Annotated in this window: 20 protein-coding genes and 2 tRNA genes; 10 read left to right on the top strand and 12 right to left on the bottom strand. The window is 25.3% G+C overall.

The window, feature by feature from the left end; genetic code table 4:
* Window positions 1-216: 216 nt before the first annotated feature.
* From EGN60_RS01535 to EGN60_RS01520, 4 genes are all read right to left on the bottom strand, one after another.
* A tRNA-Lys gene (locus EGN60_RS01535) sits at window positions 217-292 on the bottom strand.
* Between the two features lie 5 nt (window positions 293-297).
* Window positions 298-384, bottom strand: a tRNA-Leu gene (locus EGN60_RS01530).
* Window positions 385-694: 310 nt separating this feature from the next.
* On the bottom strand, window positions 695-1,822 hold the full coding sequence (dcm, locus tag EGN60_RS01525; protein ID WP_124724340.1) for a DNA (cytosine-5-)-methyltransferase: 1,128 nt from the start codon (window positions 1,820-1,822) through the stop codon (window positions 695-697).
* A gap of 57 nt (window positions 1,823-1,879) precedes the next feature.
* The gene (locus EGN60_RS01520; RefSeq protein WP_124724339.1) at window positions 1,880-2,422 is read right to left on the bottom strand and encodes a Bsp6I family type II restriction endonuclease; all 543 of its coding nucleotides are present in this window, start codon (window positions 2,420-2,422) and stop codon (window positions 1,880-1,882) included.
* A 25-nt stretch (window positions 2,423-2,447) separates the two neighbouring features.
* On the opposite strand from EGN60_RS01520, the gene EGN60_RS01515 reads away from it, so the two are divergent.
* The 4 genes from EGN60_RS01515 to rsmA are packed head-to-tail and all read left to right on the top strand — an operon-like array spanning window position 2,448 to window position 4,624.
* Entirely contained in the window at window positions 2,448-3,089 is a 642-nt protein-coding gene (locus EGN60_RS01515) for a 5'-methylthioadenosine/S-adenosylhomocysteine nucleosidase family protein (protein WP_124724338.1), read from the top strand.
* A 1-nt stretch (window position 3,090) separates the two neighbouring features.
* Window positions 3,091-3,318, top strand: coding sequence for a TatD family hydrolase (locus EGN60_RS03525; protein ID WP_245979699.1), 228 nt, complete (start codon window positions 3,091-3,093; stop codon window positions 3,316-3,318).
* Complete coding sequence (locus EGN60_RS01510) at window positions 3,255-3,851, top strand: TatD family hydrolase (RefSeq protein WP_334198912.1); 597 nt, start codon at window positions 3,255-3,257, stop codon at window positions 3,849-3,851. Before EGN60_RS03525 ends, EGN60_RS01510 begins: the two co-directional genes overlap by 64 nt.
* Window positions 3,851-4,624: a 16S rRNA (adenine(1518)-N(6)/adenine(1519)-N(6))-dimethyltransferase RsmA gene (gene rsmA / locus EGN60_RS01505; RefSeq protein WP_124724337.1), complete on the top strand. Its 774-nt coding sequence runs from the start codon at window positions 3,851-3,853 to the stop codon at window positions 4,622-4,624. Before EGN60_RS01510 ends, rsmA begins: the two co-directional genes overlap by 1 nt.
* A 44-nt stretch (window positions 4,625-4,668) precedes the next feature.
* On the opposite strand, the gene rpmB is transcribed toward rsmA, so the two are convergent.
* The 4 genes from rpmB to dnaA form a co-directional block, all read right to left on the bottom strand.
* Window positions 4,669-4,866, bottom strand: a complete 198-nt coding sequence (gene rpmB / locus EGN60_RS01500; RefSeq protein ID WP_124724336.1) for a 50S ribosomal protein L28 — start codon at window positions 4,864-4,866, stop codon at window positions 4,669-4,671.
* A gap of 70 nt (window positions 4,867-4,936) precedes the next feature.
* On the bottom strand, window positions 4,937-5,164 hold the full coding sequence (locus EGN60_RS01495) for an RNA-binding S4 domain-containing protein (RefSeq protein ID WP_124724335.1): 228 nt from the start codon (window positions 5,162-5,164) through the stop codon (window positions 4,937-4,939).
* Complete coding sequence (gene dnaN, locus EGN60_RS01490) at window positions 5,164-6,261, bottom strand: DNA polymerase III subunit beta (protein ID WP_124724334.1); 1,098 nt, start codon at window positions 6,259-6,261, stop codon at window positions 5,164-5,166. The genes EGN60_RS01495 and dnaN overlap by 1 nt, the downstream gene beginning before the upstream one ends.
* A 12-nt stretch (window positions 6,262-6,273) precedes the next feature.
* Window positions 6,274-7,623 (bottom strand): chromosomal replication initiator protein DnaA, encoded by a 1,350-nt coding sequence (gene dnaA / locus EGN60_RS01485; RefSeq protein ID WP_124724333.1) that lies wholly within the window; start codon window positions 7,621-7,623, stop codon window positions 6,274-6,276.
* Window positions 7,624-7,957: 334 nt separating this feature from the next.
* On the opposite strand from dnaA, the gene rpmH reads away from it, so the two are divergent.
* From rpmH to yidC, 3 genes are read left to right on the top strand one after another with little or no spacing between them, the layout of a single operon-like run.
* Window positions 7,958-8,104 carry a 50S ribosomal protein L34 gene (gene rpmH, locus EGN60_RS01480; protein ID WP_002881399.1) on the top strand — a complete coding sequence of 49 codons (147 nt, stop codon included), beginning with the start codon at window positions 7,958-7,960 and terminating at the stop codon, window positions 8,102-8,104.
* Between the two features lie 31 nt (window positions 8,105-8,135).
* Complete coding sequence (gene rnpA, locus EGN60_RS01475; RefSeq protein WP_124724332.1) at window positions 8,136-8,465, top strand: ribonuclease P protein component; 330 nt, start codon at window positions 8,136-8,138, stop codon at window positions 8,463-8,465.
* On the top strand, window positions 8,452-10,455 hold the full coding sequence (gene yidC, locus EGN60_RS01470) for a membrane protein insertase YidC (RefSeq protein WP_124724331.1): 2,004 nt from the start codon (window positions 8,452-8,454) through the stop codon (window positions 10,453-10,455). The genes rnpA and yidC overlap by 14 nt, the downstream gene beginning before the upstream one ends.
* A 72-nt stretch (window positions 10,456-10,527) precedes the next feature.
* Here the strand turns inward: yidC and EGN60_RS01465 are convergent, their stop codons facing one another.
* Window positions 10,528-10,890 carry a hypothetical protein gene (locus tag EGN60_RS01465; protein ID WP_124724330.1) on the bottom strand — a complete coding sequence of 121 codons (363 nt, stop codon included), beginning with the start codon at window positions 10,888-10,890 and terminating at the stop codon, window positions 10,528-10,530.
* A gap of 128 nt (window positions 10,891-11,018) precedes the next feature.
* Here EGN60_RS01465 and EGN60_RS01460 point away from each other — a divergent pair, with 128 nt between their 5' ends.
* Both EGN60_RS01460 and EGN60_RS01455 read left to right on the top strand, forming a co-directional pair.
* Window positions 11,019-12,026 carry a nicotinate phosphoribosyltransferase gene (locus EGN60_RS01460; protein WP_124724329.1) on the top strand — a complete coding sequence of 336 codons (1,008 nt, stop codon included), beginning with the start codon at window positions 11,019-11,021 and terminating at the stop codon, window positions 12,024-12,026.
* 9 nt (window positions 12,027-12,035) lie between these two features.
* Window positions 12,036-12,680 carry a hypothetical protein gene (locus EGN60_RS01455; RefSeq protein ID WP_124724328.1) on the top strand — a complete coding sequence of 215 codons (645 nt, stop codon included), beginning with the start codon at window positions 12,036-12,038 and terminating at the stop codon, window positions 12,678-12,680.
* Window positions 12,681-12,709: 29 nt separating this feature from the next.
* Here EGN60_RS01455 and EGN60_RS01450 read toward each other — a convergent pair whose 3' ends face one another.
* The 3 genes from EGN60_RS01450 to EGN60_RS01440 all read right to left on the bottom strand — a co-directional run bounded on the left by EGN60_RS01450 (window position 12,710) and on the right by EGN60_RS01440 (window position 16,232).
* The gene (locus EGN60_RS01450; RefSeq protein ID WP_124724327.1) at window positions 12,710-14,158 is read right to left on the bottom strand and encodes a variable surface lipoprotein; all 1,449 of its coding nucleotides are present in this window, start codon (window positions 14,156-14,158) and stop codon (window positions 12,710-12,712) included.
* 123 nt (window positions 14,159-14,281) lie between these two features.
* Window positions 14,282-15,268, bottom strand: coding sequence for a DHH family phosphoesterase (locus EGN60_RS01445; RefSeq protein WP_124724326.1), 987 nt, complete (start codon window positions 15,266-15,268; stop codon window positions 14,282-14,284).
* On the bottom strand, window positions 15,255-16,232 hold the full coding sequence (locus EGN60_RS01440) for a DHH family phosphoesterase (RefSeq protein ID WP_124724325.1): 978 nt from the start codon (window positions 16,230-16,232) through the stop codon (window positions 15,255-15,257). Before EGN60_RS01440 ends, EGN60_RS01445 begins: the two co-directional genes overlap by 14 nt.
* Window positions 16,233-16,502: 270 nt before the next feature.
* On the opposite strand from EGN60_RS01440, the gene EGN60_RS01435 reads away from it, so the two are divergent.
* Entirely contained in the window at window positions 16,503-17,069 is a 567-nt protein-coding gene (locus EGN60_RS01435; protein ID WP_124724324.1) for a DJ-1/PfpI family protein, read from the top strand.
* Window positions 17,070-17,113: the final 44 nt, after the last annotated feature.

Genomic DNA, 17,113 nt, shown 5'->3' with positions numbered 1-17,113 from the left:
TAATTCTTTTTCAATATCATAAGTAGGCAAATCATCTATTTTTTTTAGATATTTTTCTAACAATTGCATTTTAAATTTACTCCCTATATTTATTTAATTATCTAAATTAATTTTACTATATTTTGTTTACAAAAATAGCGATCAGCACAAGATTTATATTTTTATTTAAAATAAATAAAAAAGAGCCGAAGCTCTTTTTTGATCAGTTTCCTGAAATGGTACGCCCTAGAGGATTCGAACCTCTGACCCAATGGTTAAAAGCCATTTGCTCTACCTGCTGAGCTAAGGGCGCATCAATGGTGCCCAGAACTGGACTTGAACCAGCACGGCCATTACAGCCAACGGATTTTAAGTCCGTAGCGTCTACCATTCCGCCACCTGGGCAAGGTGTGTACTTAACATACTTAATTATTATAAACTATTTAAATAAAAATTATTAAAAAAAATATTTTTTTATTAATCTTTTAAATTTTTTACTATTTTAAATATATTATTTATATTAAAATCATCAAAGTAAATTTTTTAAATAAATAAATTTTTTATATTATTTAATTTCTTGGTTAATAAAAATATTTTTTTAATTTATTAAGAAAACAATGTTTAAATTTTTAACTTTATTTAAATGTACACTAATGTTATAATGCAATAAAAGTTGTTTTATTTTTTTATTTAATTAAACAAAAAATTGCTTATTTTAAGCAATTTTGTCTTTTAAATCTGTTTTTGAAAATGCACTTAGAATTTCGTTTGCTATTAGTTTTATTACCGGAATAGAAACAGCATTGCCTGCTTGCTTATACAATTGAGAATCTGGGTAAGCTTTATTGTTAAAACTTTGTGGGATCTTAAATCAAGTATCTGAATTAAAACCTTGTAATTTTAATGTTTCATCTGGCGTTAATTTTCTTATTCCATAATCGTCTTTTATCAAAGGAACATTATGCCCACCAGTACCCATGTTGGCTGTTAAAGTAGGGCAAACATTACTTTTATTTTTTCTAACATACATGCCTCTTCTTAATTGAAAAAATTGAAAATACTCATCAATATCTCTATTTAAATTAATACTGTCTTTTAGTTCCCCAAAATACTTTGGATATTTTTCAGAATCATAATAATACTTATCATCGACTTTTTTATCTAAGGTTAATAAATTTTTTATTTGTTCTTTTCTTTTTTCTAAATTAAAATTATTTTTGTAAGTTTCTAAATTATCAAAAGAAAAGTTTTCAGCATCTTGATTATTTAAAAAACATACTATATAAATTCTTTCTCTATTTTGAGGCAAATTAGAATATTCTGATGTATTTAAAACTTTTTCTTTAACAACGTAGCCTAGTTTTTCTAATTCTTGTTTTATAACTTTAAAAGTTCTCTTGTTATCATGAGAAACTAAATTTTTAACATTTTCTAAAAACAGTGCCCTTGGTTTTTTATTTATATTTTTATTTAATAAATTAATTAAATTAACAATACTTCAAAATAAATTACCTCTGTTATCAAAAAAACCTTTTCTTTGCCCTGCAATACTAAATGCTTGACATGGAAAACCACCAACTAAAATGTCTAAAGGCTCATAAGCTATGTTTTTGTATAAGTTAAAATAATAATCTACATCACTTGATTTTTGATAATCTAGTATTTGTTCAATATCGCCTTTATAAATAGGATGTTTAAAATTATTTTTGTAGGTTTCACAAGCATAGTCATCCACTTCGTTTGCTCAGGCAATTTCAAAACCAGAACCATTGTGTTCTGCTTCAATAAAACCTCTACATATTCCACCTATACCAGCAAACAAACTTCCAACTTTATATTTCATAGCTACCTTTAATTAAATTTAATTATACAATATTGTTATTTATTGATATTAATTATTTTAGTCTAATAAATTAATTTTCAAAATAGGTTTTATATTTTTGTAATTAATTAATTTTTGTTTTATAGAAAGTCTAGGTCTTCTGCCTTGTTCTTGTTGTGCTTTAAAAGTCTCGTTTTTTTCATAATTTAAAACTACAGTTTGTATTTCGTTATCAACTTTATAAAAGTGTACTTCCCCATTTATTTTACCCTCTGGGGCAAAATCTATAAAATATAGTTCATCTCATGTATATTTAGGTCCAAAAGAACTCAAATCATTTAATATTGAAGACGACTTAAGTTGTATTCCTTTGTTTCTTTTTATATCTACAGCATCATAAGAATGAGCTGAATTTCTTGTTCTATAAGCATTAAAAAGCAAGCAAAACAAGCCCTCGCTAAGGACATCAGGCACATTCATAGATCTACCATTTAATTCTTTTAGTTTTTTATTTAGTTCTATTCATTTTTTAAATATTTCTTTTAAACTTTTAAAGTCTTTTTTTTCAAAAATGTCGACTTTTATTGTTTCATTTCTAAATTTTATTTCTTTATTTATCATATAACATATTATAATTTAAGTATTTATGAAATTATTTATTTTTGCAGAAGAATGAGAAACTGAAAAACTAAGAAATGAGTTAAATATTAAAAATAAAATTTCTTTAAATATAAATAATAATTATCAAAGTTTATATATGTATAAAGAAAATGTTTTATTAGCTCATTCAGGTGTAGGTAAAAGTAACGCAGCTTCTTTTTTAAGTTTTTTAATAGCTAAATATCCAATAGACATTATTATAAATATAGGACCAGCAGCTTCAATAAATAAAAGAGAAATAGGAGAAATTATTGAAGTAAATAAAACTTGTTTTTATGATGTTGATTTAACTTTTTTAAAAGGTTATAATTTAGGAAAGCTTCCTTATATTGAAACTTATTTTGAAACTAAAAATAAAATAGATAAAAAAGAAATCACTTTAGCTTCTGCTGATCAGTTTGCTTTTTTAAAACACAGGGATTTTTTATTAACTAATTTTGAAAATGTTGAAGTTGTTGATATGGAAGGAGCATCTTATAATTTAGTTGCTCAAAACTTTAATATTGATTTTTATTGCTATAAAATTGTTTCAGATAATTTATTAAGTAATAGCAATGTTGAATATTTAGAAGCTAAAAAAATATGAGAAAACAAAATTATAGAAGTATTTAAAAAAATAGGAAATTAAAATGAAATATATTGATGCACACACTCACCCATTTAAAGAGTATTATGATAATCCTTTAGAAATAATAAAAAGTTGACATAAACAAGATGTTGAAAAAATGATTTTAGTTGGAACTGATTATTTAAATGTTGTTGAAGTTTCTCAACTAATAAAAAAGAAGATTATTTATATGGGGCAATTGGAATTCATCCAAACGATGCAAAAGGTAAAGAAGATGGAGAATTTCTAAAAAAATATATATCAAATAAAATAGTAGCAATAGGTGAAGTAGGACTTGATTATCACTATGATGATTCTCTTTCAAAAGAAATTCAAAAAGAAAGTTTTTTAGCTCAAATTGAAGTGGCTAAAGAAAATAATTTAGTAGTGATGCTACATATTCGTGAAGCTTTAGAAGATGCTTTTGAAATAATTACACGTCCTGAATATAAAGATGTAATATTTGTTTTTCATTCATATAGCGGTGATTATGAATTTACTAAAAAATGTTTAGCATATGAAAATATTAATTTTTCATTTAGCGGTGTAATTACTTTTAAAAATGCAAAAAGTTTGCAAGCAACATTGCCTTTAATTCCTTTAAATAGAATAACTTGTGAAACTGACACACCTTATTTAACACCTACTCCTTTTAGAGGAACGCCTAATATTTCACCTTATGTAAAATATGTGTATGAATATATTGCCAATTATTTAAATATTGATCTTGAAGAGTTTGTAAACCAAGTTAGAAAAAATATAGAAAGAATTTATAAAATCTAATGAATATAGAAGCAAAAAAATCCTTTGGACAAAATTTTTTAATAAATAAAGAAATTCAAAAAAGAATAGTTTCATTAGCAAAAATAGAAAATGAAGATGTTATTGAAATAGGCCCTGGTTTAGGTGCTATAACTAATTTAATGGTTTCAAAAGTTAAATCTTTAAAAGCTTATGAGCTTGACAATAGACTTTATGAATATCTAAAAGATAAAAAATACAATGATAATATTGAAATAATTAATCAAGATTTTTTAGAAGCTAATTTATTTTCTGAAAATAAAAAAATAGTAGTTGGTAACATACCTTATAATATTACTTCTTTAATTATTTTTAAATTATTTGATAATATGAAATATTTGTCATCAGCAACTTTAATGGTTCAAAAAGAAGTAGCTCAAAGAATAACAAGCTTGCCTAAAAATAAAAGTTATTCAAAATTATCAGTTTTTTGCCAAATGTTTGCAAATGTAAAATATGGTTTTGATGTAAAAGCAAAAGAGTTTAATCCGGCACCTAAAGTTGATTCAGCTGTAATAAGAATTGATTTTAATAAAAAAGATTTAGACATATTAAATAATTATGAAAAATTAAAAGACTTTATTAAATTGTGTTTTCAATTTAAAAGAAAGACACTTTATAACAATTTGATTTCAAATTATAAAAAAGAAAAAATTGTTGAAGCAATTGAAAAATTAAATTTAAAACCAGCAGTTAGATCAGAAGAAATTGAAGTTTTAGATTTTTATAAATTATTTAAATTATTAGAAAATTAAAAGTTGCCTTTTGTGGGCAACTTTAATTATATTTAAAAAGATTACTAAGCAACTAATCCATATTTTTTTAATGTTCTTGCATTTTTAGCTGTAACTCTAACTGTTTTTTTAGTTCCTGTTTCAGTTAAAATAGTTACCTTTTGCAAGTTTAGATCAAAAGTTCTTTTTGAAGTGTTTAAAGCGTGTGATCTTCTGTTTCCACTTAGAGCTTTTTGACCTGTAAGTTGATCTCTTCCTGGCATGGGCACTCCTTAATTTATTATGTTTGATTTTAGTTTAATTAGTATGTTATATATTGTACATTAAAAATTGTTATTTTGTTTCATTTTGTTGTTTTTGTACTACAAAATAAACATCATCATCAACTCAAACAGTGTCACCAACTCTTATTTTAGCGTTTCGACCACCTGCTTTTCTATCATTTATTTTAACTTCATGAATGTCTAAAAAATATTTTGAAAGACCTCCAGTAGGACATGCATCAATTATTTTTAAAAATTGACTTAGTTTAATAAACTCTTGAATTATTTCTACTTTCATTAGAATCCTTTGAATGCTGAAATTAATTGAATTGCATTAGGTTTTGTATCTGAAGTTAATAATATTTTTGTTCTGTCGGCTGTGAATTTTAAAGTTATTTCATCATCATATACAGCAATAGCTTCTCTTAAATATTTAGAATTTAATGCTACTTTAAATTCTTCGCCTTCTAAACTGAATTCACTAGTTCTAATAGCTGCATCTGCTATTTCTTCTCTTACTGAAGAAATTTCAAAAAATTCATGTCCAATATTCAATCTTATTTTATTATATGATTCAGAAACTATTACTAAAACCTTATTTAACAATGAATTTAAAACACGTTTTGAAATATTTATTGTGTGAGCAAATTGTTTAGGAAAAATTCTTGAAACATCATTATAAGCTTGATTAAAGACAGCACATTCAATAACTGTTCCATCTAATTCAAACAATATCTTGTGTTCTGAGATATTTAAAATAACATCTCCATTGTATTCAAAACTCAATAAATCTCTTAAGTTTTTAGCTAATAAAGAAATATTAAATTCGCTATTTTCTTCTACATCAATGGTTTGTTCAGAATATCTAAAACTGTCAGTTGCAATCATTTTTAATTTGCGGTTTTGGCTTGAAATATTTACACAACACAAAATTAATTTTGCTTCATTAGTTGAGGCTGCAAACATAACATCTTTTGCCATATTTTTAAAAGCTAATCAATTAACTTTTAATTTTTCACCATAAATATTGAAATCAATTAAAGGATATTCATGAGAAGCAAATAGATTTAAATGGAAATTATCATTTTCAGTGCTAATACTTAATTTTGCATCATCAGATTTTAATAAAACATCTCCTTCTAATCTTTTAACTATATTTCTTAAAAAAACATAGTCAACTAAAACAACCCCAGCTGAAATAATTTCTGCATCTAATGAAGCTTCGATTGTGTGTTTAATATTAATTTTCCCATTTGAGCCAGTAAATGTTATTTGATTGTTTTCAGCATAAATTAAAACACCTTTTAATGCTGGAATATAAGGATTTGGATCTATTGCTCTTCCTATTCTTTCAATTGCTAAATCTAAAAGAATCTTGCTAATTTTTAATTCCATAATTTCTCCTAACTATAAAACTCTTTTGATATTTTCTTGTATTTTTTGAATTGCAACTTTAATTGTTGAATTTATTTTCATTGTTTTTTCTACTCATTGAAGTGAATTAATAACTGTTGAGTGAGATTGATTTGCAAAAAGTTTTCCAATCTGCTCTAAAGTAAGATTTTCAAAATTTGTTTTAATAATATAAGTTGCTATTCTTCTAGCATTGACTACTTCTTCTTTTCTTGTTACTGAAAGAATTTTTCTTTTTTCAATTTTATAATATTTAGCAACTGCATCTAAAACATGATCTGTTGTTATACTTTGTTTAGTTTTAGCAACATCTTTAAAAATTATGTTTTTGAATGTATAAACGTCATATGACATATAATCATCCATATCTGCATAAATTTTTATTCTATTTAAAGCACCTTGAAGCTCTCTAATTGAATGTCCGTAATTTCTTGCAACAAATCTTAAACATTCAGGATCTCATAAATCAACATTTATATTGTTTTGTAATAATTTTTGTTTTAAAACTTCAATAATATCATTATCATCTGGATTTTCTATTTGTATAGCTAATCCACCTTTAAATCTAGTTATAAATCTTTCTTCAAAACTTCCTAAATCATCAGGGCTTTTATCTGAAGCAAAAACAATTTGTTTATTATTTACAATCATTTTTTCAATTATTGTAAATAAAACTTTTAATGTTTGTTCTTTACCACCATAAATTTGTATATCATCAAACATTAAACAGTCATAACTAGTTAAACTATCAACTATTTTATTTATTTGCTCTTCATTTTTATTTTTAAGTTGTTCAACTAATCTTCTTGTTAAAGCATCTGGATTAATATAAAGAGCTGTTTTGTTTCTTTTCTTAAATTCATTACCGATTGCATGAAGTAAATGAGTTTTTCCAAGCCCACTACTTGAATAAATAAAAAATGGAGAAAATTGAACTGAATCGCTTTCGCAAATTGTTTTAGCAGCTCTTATAGCCATTTTATTAAAACGCCCAGAACTGTAATTTTCAAAAGTTAAATCTTGAGTTATATTATCTATTACTTCTTTGGTTTTTATTTCTTTATTTTCATTAGCATTCTTTTTAACTTCATCTAAACTTTTGATTAAAAAAGCATTATATTTTTCTCCATAAACGTTTTTAATAGCTCTTTTTATTTCACTTGAATATTTATCTTTAGTTTCTTCTTCTAAATATAAAACATAAACACTCAAATTTTCTTCATGAACTATTTTAACTTCTTTTAAATATTGCTCAAAAATTAATTTGCCCCCACAAATATTTAAAAGTTCTTGAGAAAATAATTTGTTATTTGCTTTTATTCTTAATAAATTATCATTAGACATAACTTTTATTTTACCATTATTTTATTTATAAACATTTGAAGTTAAAAAAAATGTTCAAAATCAAAAGTTACTGACATTTTTAAGAACAATTTTTTTATGCGTATTGTTCTTAAAATAAGGCTTTTTTTGCATATTTTTTATTAACTGACATTTTAAAATGTTTAAAGTTATTTTTTTGTCGATAATTTTTTAAAAAAGTTTTTAAATTAAGAGCAATTTTTTAAAATAAAAATTTTTATTGCTTTAAATAAAAATATTCTTAAATATTTATTGCTCTTTTGGTATAATTTAAATTATCCATTTTGATATTAATTTTATTTAAGAAGGAGTAGATATGAAAAGAACATACCAACCTAAAAAACGTAAACATATTAAAGTTCACGGATTTATGGCAAGAATGCAAACAAAAAACGGTAGAAAAGTTTTAGCTGCTAGACGTGCAAAAGGTAGACATAAATTAACAGTTTCAGACGAAAAATAGTTTGAATCTTTATTTTTTTATTTTAGAAAATATGAATAAAAAAAACATAGTCAAAAAAAATTGGGAATTTCAAAGAATACTTGATAAAAAAAAGCAAGTTATATCTGAGAATTTAATAATATATTTTAATAAAGCTGATTATTTTAAAGTGGGCGTTTCTATTCCCAAGCAGTTTGCCAACGCCGTAAAAAGAAACCACTTTAAAAATCAAGTTAGAGCGATTTTAAGAATGCTTGACATTGAAAAAATTAACTACGAAACAATAATAATTGCACGTAGAGGTTTTTTAAAATTAGATTGACAGCATAAAATCATAGAAGTTAAAAAACTTTATGAAAGGATAATCGATGGCAAAAAATAACAGCTCTAAACATTATCAGGATTTTAGATATGGAAAAGATCCAGAACAAAAAAGTCCTAAAAATGTTTTTAAGCAAGTTTGAAAATGAATAAAAATTGTGATCATTGTTTTATTCGTTACCGTTGGTTTAGTAGGTTGCGTCCAATCATTCACTGTTAAAAGTAGCAACAAAGTTGGTTCAGGTCAAGAGCTTTATGCAAACACTGAAAAAATATCACCAAACGTTGTTACATTTAGATATGATAAAAATGCAGCAAAATTTATTTTACCTAACAAGTTAAACAAAGAAAAAAACTTAGCAGTCAACACTTATTTAGGTTTAAAAGAACCCGGAGTATTACCTAAGTTAAGAGATCAAGATAATGCAAGTGGAGCACAATATGGAATTTATGGTGGCCAATCATTTGCATTACAATTAGACAAACTAATTGATGAAAAAAGAGGAATGAAAGCGGAAGATAATTTAATTAATATTACTAACGCTGGAGAATCTAAAAAAGATGGATATATTTATGGTCGTGACGGTAAATATGTTTACTTCAACTTTGGAAAAGATGAAAAAGGTGTAGTAACTGGAAATACAAAAGTTTATAAACCAGTTTCTAAATTTACAAACATTTTATTACCTCTAGTCTTGAATTGAAAAACAACTGAAAAAGAAGCTCCAAAAAACAATACTACAAACGGAACAAATACATCAGTTACATATGATTTAGTTAACGACTATACAACAATTTCAAAACTAAGATTAGCAATAATAAAATCTGATGTTTCATCATTATTAACACCAGAGAATTATTTAATTAGAGATGTTATTCAAATTTTATTTGAAGAAACATTTAGTCAATGATCAAAAAATGATGAAATTTTTAAACAAGCTTTAAATTTAAATGAAAATGATACAAAAGCAGAAATATTAGCAAAATGAAATAATTATATTTCTAACATTTACACTAAATTCAAAGCTGGTGAAAAATTAGACGAAAAAAGTGGTTTTCAACTACAATTACTAGCAATTAAATTGCAAGAAGCTTCAAAAGAATATTTAAATAACGCTTCATTTTTCGCAACAGAAAATATAACACCAGAAGGTTATCAAGAATTTGCATATTCTCCATTTTCAGGATTAGGAAATTATAACCCTAATGCATGAAGAAATCGCTTATTCAATGTTAATAACTCTCTTGTCCCAAGAAGAGCATTATCAACAGCTAAAGATTATTGATCACAAGGGCCTTTCTTTGGAATGTTTGTACAACCAGTTAACTTATTTATGAACACAATTATCACAAGCTTAGGTACAACTGGTTGAAGTGTTATATTAGCTTTAACTGTTACATTAATTATTGTTAGATTACTAACATTTATTATTTCATTTAAGAGCTTGTTTGGTCAAGCTAAAATGGAAGAATTTAACCAGAAAAAAGCTAAAGTGGAAGCTAAATATGCGCCTTATAAAGGTGATAAACAAATGCAACAAAGAAAACAAATGGAAATTAGCGAACTTTATAAAAGAGAAAAAATTAACCCATTTGGTCAAATTGTTACAATGTTTTTAACACTTCCTATATTGATTGTTGTTTTCAGAATTATTAGTACAAACCCTGAAATCAAACAAGCAACATGATACGGTATTAGATTATCTGCTACTTCCTTCTTTATGATAGTTCAAAATAAAGATTATAGCTACTTGCCTATTATATTAATATCTATATTAGTTCAAGCATTAGCACAATATACACCTAAACTTTTAATGTATAAGAAAAATAAATCACTAAGAGCAGATGCATATCAAAGAGAAGCTATGAAAAAGGAAAATAGAAAATATAATATAATGTCACTAATATTTATTTTCCTTGGTGCAATTTTCAGTGCTGGTCTTCAAATTTATTGAATTATTGGTGGTATATGGACTATTTTACAACATATATTTGTTCATTACTTCCAAAGAACAAAATTATTCAAAAATAAAATTTATCCAAAATTATAATCTTAAAAACTAGAACGTTGGCTTCTAGTTTTTTTATATAAAAAATATGACTTTTTAAAGTCACATTTTGAGTTATAAAGTTTGTTTTTCTGCTTCTTGGTTTTTTTCTAAATCTATTAGCATTTGCATCTTTAAAAGTCCAACAACACAAAAAATTAATCAAATAATTAATAATTCGACCATTAAAGTATATGTAAAAATTATTTTCAATTTTTGATCTTTTAAAGCAACTGCTTTTTTACGACATAATCCGCCCCAAACAAGAACCATTATTGTAAAAGCACTTAAAAATATAATTGAAATAATTAAACTTATACGACTTCTAAATGTAGGAACTTGTGCATACAATACTGCTGTTGATATTACAGCAATTAAAAAAATATAAAATCCTACAATGCTTCAAAAACCAAATTTAGTTAAAGTTTTTGCTTTCATATTTAATCTTCTTTTTTAATTACAAAATAATTTTAATACAAAAATATTTTTCTTTACTACTTTATTTATTAATTAATAATTTAATCAGTTAAAATATTATTAATAAAATCTTATTTAAAGAAGGTATTATGAAATTTGATGAAAAAGATATTTTAGATTATATTTCAATATATTTTTTTAAAACTCAAAAAATAGCTCAAAAATATCGTAAAAATGATATAGTAACTTTACAGTTTTTTCAAAGACACAATGATGTTAAATTATGTGGAATAAATGAAGCTTTAGATCTTTTAAAAAAGCATACAGACACAACAAAATATAAAATAAGATATATGCCTGAAGGAAGCATAATAAATAACCGTGAGGTTGTTTTAGAACTTGAAGGACCATATTATGAATTTGGTATTTGAGAAGGCATAATTGATGGTATTTTAGCACGTCAAACATCTATAGCAACTAATGCATATCAAATTATAAAAGCAGCTAAAGGCAAAAAAGTAATCTCAATGGCCGATAGAGCAGATAGATATATTAATCAAGAAAAAGATGCTTATGCAATAACATTAGGTGGAATTGAAAATCATTCAACAGCTTTAGCAGCAAATTATGATAAATCAAAAATGTTTGGAAGCATGCCTCATGCTTTAATTCAAATGTTTGGTGGAGATTTAGTTGAAGCATGTAAAGCCTATCATGAAACTTTTCCTGAAGATGATTTATTTGCTTTAGTTGATTTTCATAACGATGTTATAAGTGATTCATTGGCTTGTCTAAAAGAATTTGGTAAAACTTTAAAGGGTGTAAGAATCGATACTTCAAAAGCAATGATAGATAAAATGTTTACAGAAGGTGAAGCTGAATTTGGTGTTACAAGTACTCAAGTTAAAAGATTACGTGAAGCTTTAGATGCTAACGGTGGTGAACATGTTAAAATCACTGTTTCAAGTGGTTTTAATGCTCAAAAAATCGCTGATTTTGAAGCAGAAAATACACCAGTTGATTCTTATGGTGTTGGAGCTACATTATTAAAAGTTTGAGTTAATTTTTCAGCCGATGCTACAAAATTAAATAATGTTAACATAGCAAAAGCAGGCCGTGGTTATTTAAAAAACCCAAAATTAATTGAATATAATTAGGAAATAAATATGGATAAAAGAAAAAAAATATTAATTAAAAATTATGCTTTTGAAACTCTTGGATTTTTAATTGTATGTTTATTTTTAGCAATAAGTATTATTTTATTTTTATTAGGTGCTAAAGTAATTGCAAATTTAAATTTAAAAGCACAAATTGCATGTTATGTTTTTGGCTCAATTTTCGCAATTATTTTTATTTTAATAGTAATAAAAATAATTATGATTTATTTAACAGATAATAAATATTTAAAACTTTCAGTTGATACTAATGAATTATTTCAAAATGAAAGTTTAGAAGATAAATATTTAATAAGTAATGAAGAATTTAAAAAAGATTATTCAAGATATCAAAGCTCTTTAGACACTTTATATGGCTTTTTAATCGATTTAGAAAGAAAAGGATACAAAAGAGATTATATTGAAATTAAGAGTCTTGAAATAAGATATTTAATGCAACAATTAATTATGTCTTGTGACGATGCTTATGATAACTTTGATATCTTTATGGCTATTGATTTTTTAAAAGCAACAGCAAAACAAAAATTTATTTGAAAAGGTGATTTAAAAAAATATCCAATTTATTTTGAATATTTAAGAAAAATAATCAAAGAAGCAAATGAATATATTTTAGAAAATCATATTCAAAGTAAATAAAAATTCGAAGCTTTTAACTTCGAATTTTTTTAGTTGCTTCCCGGTGTAAAACTTATTCCACCAACTACGGCTCCTGTACCAGAAACACCGTCTGTTGAAGGTTGAGCTAAATTATCTAATTTTTGGGTAAGTTCATCAATTTTTAAATCGGCTATGTCTACACCTTTTGATTTTAGGTCTTTAATAGCATCAACTAATAAATTGTTAGCATTTTTTATATTATTGTTTAGACTCGCATCTTGCAATGTTGAATCTTCTTTAATAATATTTAATAAGTCTTCTTTTAAACCAAATAAAACAGTTTGAGCTTGTTCTTTAAATTTGCTTGTATCTTTATCGGGGTTTTTTGTGTAATAATCTATAAGCTTTTTAATAAATAGATATAAATTAAGAGTTGCTTTTTTCTCAGGTGAGCCATTTTGAGCAACGTTAGTTTGTATATCATAATTAAAACCCAAGTCGGCTTCTATACTCAATCTATTTGCTTCTTCTTCACTTATTTTTTGTGAAGAGGCAAACTGACCTGCGTTTATACTAGCCACTGGAGAAGGAGTAGTTTTATTTGAAGGTGATGAAGAATTTTTTGGTAATTTTTCTATTTTATCCAAAGCAATCTCAATACCTTTCGTTGTAACTCTAATATTATTAATATTTTTATTTTGAGCACTTATTTCATTTTGTGCATTATTTAAAAGTGCGTTTATGTCTGTGCTTATTTTTTTAGCTAATTCAGCATCAGAATCATTTTTTTGTTTTAATAATTCCTTCTTTTCAGTAAGTTTTTGAATGGCAGCTTGAATTTTATTTTCTAAATCTTTTTTGCCTTCAACAATTGAAGATGATGCTGTAGAAATAGCTAAAACTACATCAGATTTTTGTCTTTGAATATCATCTAGATTTGCAGCATCTAAATTACTATTTGTTTTTGTTTTATATTTATCAAATTCGTCAATTTTAGTTTTAAAAGCTACATAATCATCTAAAGTGTTAAAAGGTTCTACTAATAATTTTTTAGCTTCATCAAGAACAACTGAAAATTCATTAAATAATTGTTCTTTATTTGAATTACCTTCTTCTTCACTATGACTATTTGAATCATCTGCTTGCATACTGTCCCCAGTTGCTTCATCACTTACTTCAGTAGTTGAACCAGTTTCTGAGTTGTCTGTTGATTCTTCACTTGCTGAATCATTATTATCTCCTGAAGTCTGATTTTGATTATTTTCAGGTTGATTTACTGTTTCATCAGGTTTGTTAGTTTCTTCAGAAGTATTTACTTTTTCAGTTGTAGTTTCTGGAGCAGCTTTTTCTTCTGTAACTGGTTTTTTGCCTTCTTCACTATTATTATCAATGGTTGTTAATGTTGTTTTAGGTGTATCACTTAATTTTATATCTTGGCAAGATGCAGCTATCAAAGGAACTGATAAAGTAAATAAAGGTGTAGATAAAATAATTAACTTTTTAAGATTCTTTTTCATAAAACCCTTTCACTAGATTAATTTAGTTATTTTATTTTATATGTAAATTATATTTAAAAAAAGATTTTTTTGAATATAAAAAGACTGAATTATTATGCAATTCAGTCTTAAAATAAGATGTTTTTAAATATATTCAGCTAGATTTTTTGTTTCTTCTTGTAGATCTTTTACAATATCTTTAATTACTTCAGGATTTGAAATTTGTGCTCCAGAAGCTCTGTGATGACCGCCACCACCTCATTTAACAGCTACATTTCTTACACAGCAGCCTGTTGATCTAAATTCACAACGAATTTGATTTTCTTTTTCTTGAGTGAAAAATACTCAAGCTTTTGTGTCATCAATTGAAGAAAGTAAAAATGGTCTATTTGCTTTTAGAGGATCAGTTATTCCTCATTTAGCTTGGTCTTCTAAAGAAAAGTAAAATCAAACAACATTTTTATCAATAACCATATTTTGTTGAATAAATGCATTGATTTTAATATCTTGAAAAGATTTTTTAGCCATTTCAGTGTGTAATAAATCTTTTTGAGCACCATTTTCTCATAGTCAACTTACTAAACCCATTGTTTTAGCTGTAGTTGTGTTAGTTGTTAATCTTACAGAATCTGTATAAATTCCTAAATATAAATAAGTTGCTGCTAATGAATTTAATTTTCAATTTAAACCATAAGCTAATTCTGCTACTTGTTGAGCTGCAGCAGGAGCAACTGAATCAACTCAAACTAATGAAGCATTTAAATCGTCATCATTTGGGTGGTGATCAATTCTTATAACTTCATCAAAAAAGTTTTCATCTAAATATTCTCTTTTTTCTAAACGTTCTTTAAAATTTGCATCGACAATTATTGCTAATGAGTCTTCTAATTTTTGAAATGGTAATTCATCCATTTTAAAATCTAAATATGGAAAGTTACCTAAAGCATTTCCAATAGCATAAACATTTTTTTCAGGAAAGTTAACTTTAATTAAATTTTTTAAACCAAATTGAGAACCTAAACAGTCTCCGTCTGGTCTAATATGGTGAAATATAACAATATTTTTATGATTTTTAATTTTTTGTTCAATGTTTTTAAAAATTTCTAAATTTTCTTTGCTAATTGTTAGCATGTTTTCTAACCTCAGCTTTTAAATCTTCAATCAATTGTTTCATTTCTTTTTTGTTTTGACAAGTTGCACCAGCAGCTACTTCATGGCCACCACCTGGTTTGTATTTTTCACAAATGTGGTTAATTCAAATTCCATTTGATCTAACTCTTGCTCTAATAGTTCCGTCTGGTAAATCAATAAATAATACTCAAATTTTTGCATCGCCAATGTTAGCCATAACGTTAACATCGTTTGCACTGTTATCATCTAAGCCAAATTTCTTTTGAACTTTTTTATTTGCATAGAAATATAAAACTTGATTATCATTTATGTAATTTAACATTATATAAGCTGCAAATCTAACTTTCTTTTCTTCTCTTATTGATAAAGGAAAGTTAATGTATCAGACTTTAAAATCATTGTTTTTGTGTAAATATTGCATTACTTCAAATGTTCTTTCTTGAACATATTCATATTGGAAACGACCACTGTCTGTATTAATTCCTAAATAAACATAATTTGCTGCTTTTGTTGTTACATTTCATTTTGCTTTCATTGCAATATAACCAATTTGTTCAGCAGCAGCTGCATAACCTGCATCTTCTCATGTATAAGTATAATTAATATCTGGATCAACAGGGTGATGGTCAACTCTTAAAGTATGTGTAAAATTACCTTCTAATAATAAATTACCAAATTGAATTCTATTTGAAGAGTTAGCATCAACTACAACTCCTAAAGAATTTTTGAAGTTTTCTTTTGGAATTTCATCAAATTTATCAAAATCTCATTCTAAAAATGGGAAAATTCCTCCATTATCTCCTAAAACAAAAACGTTTTTTTCGGGATAATTTGTTTTAATTAATTCTCTTAAACCAAATTGAGAACCTAAACAGTCTCCGTCTGGTCTAATATGGTGAAATATAAATATATTATCGTGTGCTTCAATTGCTTCTACAGCAATTTTTCATGTGTTTTTAGCCATATTATTCTCCTTATATTTTTTAAAGTAATATATCTATTATTTATTATATATTAGTTTTTAAAAATATAAGACACTAAAAAACAACTTTTTAGAGATATTAATTTTTATATAATTACAAATTAGTTTTTAAAAACAAAGATTTTTATTTTTATAACTTTTTTATTGTCGCTTTGGTAATTTTTTGTGTTTTTTTGTTTATTTTTATCAAATTTAAAAATTTTTTGTTTTTTTAATCTATACTTTCTTAAACTAAAAAATTAGGAGGCTAAAATGAAACTTTTAGTATTAATAGAACCATATTTTCAAGATATTGAATTAACTTCAGTTTTAGGTGTTTTAATTACATCTCAAAAATTAGAAAAATGAGATTATTATTCACCTAAGATAAAAGAAGCTTCTGGTCAATATAATATTACTCATTTAACTAATATTAAAAATACATATGATGTTAATGACTATGATGCAATTTATATTCCAGGTGGAGTTGGTGCTCAATATTTAAGAAAAGATGAAGTAGCTTTAGATGTAGTTAGAGATTTTCAAAAACATAATAAATATGTGTTTACAATTTGTGACGCGCCTAATAGTTTAAGAGAAGCAAATGTAATTTCACAAGACTGTCCTTATTCATCATATCCAAGTGAATTTGGTTTAGCAGCTGCTTCTCAAAAACGTAATAATGATGATGTTACTGTTTCTGGAAAATTAATAACTGGACGTAATTCTCTTGCATCAATGGATCTAGGTTATGCTATTTTAGCAACTGTTTATTCAAAAGATGTAGCTAATTTGACATATCAACAAATGTCAGGAAGATTTGATAAAAAAATATATTAATCTTAAGTTGCTTAATTGTTAATTTGTTCAGCAATTAAGCACTT

The sequence above is a fragment of the Mycoplasma struthionis genome (assembly GCF_003855455.1).
Classification (GTDB): domain Bacteria; phylum Bacillota_I; class Bacilli_A; order Mycoplasmatales; family Metamycoplasmataceae; genus Metamycoplasma; species Metamycoplasma struthionis.
The sequence above is the reverse complement of the archived record's forward strand: the minus strand, read 5'-3'. Positions and strand labels throughout refer to the sequence as shown.